The organism is Terriglobus sp. YAF25 (genome assembly GCF_052113305.1).
In the GTDB taxonomy this organism is placed as follows: Bacteria; Acidobacteriota; Terriglobia; order Terriglobales; family Acidobacteriaceae; genus Terriglobus.
This window is the reverse complement of sequence record NZ_JBFRCY010000715.1, coordinates 1-2,331: the sequence shown is the minus strand read 5'-3', so window position 1 is coordinate 2,331 and position 2,331 is coordinate 1. Positions and strand designations below refer to the sequence as shown.

At 55.7% G+C, this 2,331-nt stretch carries 3 protein-coding genes; 2 read left to right on the top strand and 1 reads right to left on the bottom strand.

Annotated elements, in window-relative coordinates; all coding sequences use genetic code 11:
- Window positions 1-737 (bottom strand): WecB/TagA/CpsF family glycosyltransferase (locus tag AB4043_RS22780; protein ID WP_442308187.1); only part of this gene is annotated, 737 nt, incomplete at its 3' end.
- A gap of 203 nt (window positions 738-940) precedes the next feature.
- Here AB4043_RS22780 and AB4043_RS22775 point away from each other — a divergent pair.
- Both AB4043_RS22775 and AB4043_RS22770 read left to right on the top strand, forming a co-directional pair.
- Window positions 941-1,777, top strand: coding sequence for an ABC transporter permease (locus AB4043_RS22775; RefSeq protein WP_442299517.1), 837 nt, complete (start codon window positions 941-943; stop codon window positions 1,775-1,777).
- 1 nt (window position 1,778) lies between these two features.
- On the top strand, window positions 1,779-2,243 hold the full coding sequence (locus AB4043_RS22770; RefSeq protein WP_442308186.1) for a metallophosphoesterase family protein: 465 nt from the start codon (window positions 1,779-1,781) through the stop codon (window positions 2,241-2,243).
- Window positions 2,244-2,331 lie beyond the last annotated feature (88 nt).

Genomic DNA, 2,331 nt, shown 5'->3' with positions numbered 1-2,331 from the left:
GGTTGTTCCACCGGCGGTAAGGCGCTGCGGTATCTCGCAAGCAGACCGAAGAGTGCCGTGGCGCCCATATAGCGCGGGAAGTAGAGCTTTGGCTTATCGAGAACACGGAACAGCCATCCCAGGAAGAGGTGATCAGCCCACTCTGGAATATGAACCTGATCTCCACTCAGGAAGGCGATCGCGGCGCCAATGCAATGGATACCTGGCACGTAGCTGAGGCGATGGCGCAGATAGTGACCGAGCCGCTCCTGATTGCCGCCACCGATCGTCACCACAATGTGCGCCGGACGCAACTCTTCCAGGCGCTCAAGCAGTTCCCTGTCATCGATCACAGGACCGTACATCGGAGCGTTGTAAACATATTCATCCGGCACTTCAATGCCTTCGCTGCGCAACCAGTCCCGGTTCATATTCGCGCTCTTGTTGCCGGCCATAATCCAGAAGGTCTGGCCAGGCTGGCGGACCTCCGGTTGGCGCAACAATAGACGCAGATATTTAAGGCCGGAAACACGGCGCAGGTTATCGCGCTCAAGCAAATTCCAGACCAGAACCATGAAGGCGCTGTCTGTAATCACGAGATCGGCCGCCAGAAGGGCGTCTCGATATGCAGTATGTGTGCCGATATCTTTCAGAGCTGGTGCAGCAGGGACTACCAATAGTCCACCATTCAGCATGCGCTGAACGGCCTCTTCTGCAGTACCAGTGAAAAAAGGCACGCCAAGAATAGTCTTCGTCATCGAATCGTTATGATCTCTCACGCGGTTCTCGACCAAAGCAAAATTGTTGTTTCGTTTTTGGTACGGACCGGTCCTTGCCGGGTGAACCGGTCTTTGCCGGATGGGCTGTCTAGTTCATTGTAACCCGAGTTTAGCTACGACAGTTCTCCATCCGACGTAAGATCCTTGTCGGTAGGTAACCTAAATCGATTACCATCTATCACATGCGGTCATCCCTGGGCATGGCGTGCGCCATTTTATTAACCATCTTTATACTGGCCGGGGTCTTTGCACCGCTTCTTGCTCCTTACGATCCACTACAACTCAACCTGGATGCCAGACTGCAAGCACCAGCAACACACCACTGGTTTGGGACGGACGAACTGGGCCGCGACATTTTGTCACGTTGTATCTATGGTGCAAGAATCTCGCTATCCGTTGCCACGAGTGTTGTTATTCTTTCGTTATTCCTCGGGCTGCTGATTGGCTCCCTCGCGGGTTTTTATGGTGGATGGCTTGATACGGTTCTGAACATCTACCTGATCAATGCCTTCATGGCCATTCCTGGAATTCTGCTGGCAATCGCCTTCGTTGCCTTCTCAGGCCCTGGGTTTCGCAATCTTGTAGCCGCACTCTCACTGACGATGTGGACCGGATTCGCCCGGCTGGTGCGGGCTCAGGTCGCTGCTGCCGCTCAAATGGAGTATGTCGAAGCGGCGCGTGCTCTCGGGGCGAGCGATCTCCGGATCATCGTGCGGCACATCCTGCCTAACGTATTGCAGCCGGTGCTGGTTCAGGCCGCTCTTGGCCTGGCTACCGCAGTGCTCGCGGAAGCGACATTGAGCTTTCTCGGCCTGGGCACGCCGCCCCCCGCACCAAGCTGGGGCAACATGCTCAATGATGCACGGTCGCATCTCTTCGACTCGCCGCACATGGTCATCTTCCCTGCTCTTTCCGTAATGATCTGCGTGGTCGCCTTCAACTTCCTTGGCGATATCCTTCGGGATACCGCAGATCCGCGCCGCAAAGTCCGTCGTGCCGCTGTCCCACTTGAGGCCTGATATGTTTCGCGTAGGTATTCTCTCTGACACGCACGGTCTCCTGCGTCCGGAGGTTCTGACCGCGTTGTCAGGCGTGAAACATATTCTGCACGCCGGCGATATCGGTTCGCCGCAGATCCTGGACGATCTGCGTTCCATCGCTCCCGTCACCGCAATTCGTGGTAACACCGACACTCACAGCCCATGCGCACTGTTACCCGCCACAGAAATGATTGAGCTGGCCGGGCGTTTCTTCTACCTGGTGCATGACATTGCTCAGCTCGACATCAACCCTTCGGCCGCCGGTGTGAACTGTGTCATTTTCGGACACTCCCATAAACCGTCATTCGAAGAACGGCAGGGCGTTTTTTACCTCAACCCTGGCTCCTGCGGACCACGCCGTTTTAATCTCCCGATCACACTGGCTTTGCTTGAGATCGATGCAGAACGGATCACGCACCGGCTCATAGACCTCACACAGGTCTAAAGCATTTTCCCTGTTGCTGGGGAGCCGGAAGAGGTGTGCAGTGGCGTTTTCATTGCGGAAAACGCCCATAGATGCGGAAGCCCTACTC

What these genes read in the sequence shown, in the direction of transcription:
- AB4043_RS22775 (WP_442299517.1), top strand. Translation starts at nt 941, where the DNA reads ATGCGGTCATCCCTGGGCATGGCGTGCGCCATTTTATTAACCATCTTT.
- AB4043_RS22770 (WP_442308186.1), top strand. Translation starts at nt 1,779, where the DNA reads ATGTTTCGCGTAGGTATTCTCTCTGACACGCACGGTCTCCTGCGTCCG.